Here is a 933-nt window from a genome sequence, read left to right as displayed (position 1 = left end):
GGATTGAAGTCTTCTACCCAAGGAAGTCCCCATTTGTTCAGCTCTTCCATGAATGGATCCGGATCGAACTCTTCGATATTGAATACGCCCGGTTTGTTCCATTTGCCGGTCATGACCATGGCCGCACCGATCATGGCAGGAACGCCCGTCGTATAAGAGATAGCCTGAGAGCCTACTTCTCTATAGCACTCTTGGTGGTCGCCGTCATTGTAGAAATAGTAAGTCTTGTCTTGGCCGTCTTTTTTGCCTTTGAAAATGCAGCCGATGTTCGTTTTGCCCACGGTACGAGGTCCAAGGGATGCCGGATCCGGAAGCACGGCCTTCAAGAATTGAAGCGGAATAATTTGCTTTCCTTCGTATTCGATCGGCTCGATGGAAGTCATGCCTACGTTCTCAAGCGCCTTCAGGTGCATGAGGTAGCTTTGGCCGAAAGTCATGAAGAAGCGGATGCGCTTCAGTCCAGGGATATTTTGTGCAAGGGATTCGAGTTCTTCATGGTACAGCAGGTACATATCTTTTTGGCCGACTTCGGCGAAGTTGTACTCGCGCTTGATTTCCATCGGCTTTGTTTCGATCCATTGCCCGTTTTCCCAGTAGCGTCCGTTGGCGGACACTTCACGGATGTTGATTTCCGGGTTGAAGTTGGTTGCGAACGGATAGCCGTGATCGCCGCCGTTGCAATCCAGAATGTCGATATATTCGATTTCGTCAAAATAGTGCTTCAGCGCATAAGCGGAGAATACGCCGGTAACGCCCGGGTCGAACCCGCTGCCCAAAAGTGCCGTGATGCCGGCTTTTTCAAAGCGCTCGCGGTATTCCCATTGCCATTTATATTCGAATTTTGCCGTATCTTCCGGCTCGTAGTTCGCCGTATCCATGTAATGTGTTTTGGTCGCGAGGCAAGCGTCCATGATCGTCAAATCCTGGTAAGGG

At 50.5% G+C, this 933-nt stretch carries 1 protein-coding gene; it reads right to left on the bottom strand.

The features are described 5' to 3' along the window. Positions 1–933, bottom strand: a 933-nt coding sequence (locus tag QYG89_RS17005) for a saccharopine dehydrogenase family protein (protein WP_404319411.1), incomplete at both ends; no start/stop codon positions are given.

Source organism: Bacillus lumedeiriae (genome assembly GCF_044891285.1).
GTDB classification, from domain to species: domain Bacteria; phylum Bacillota; class Bacilli; order Bacillales; family Domibacillaceae; genus Pseudobacillus; species Pseudobacillus lumedeiriae.
This window is presented reverse-complemented; position numbering and strand designations above follow the sequence as displayed.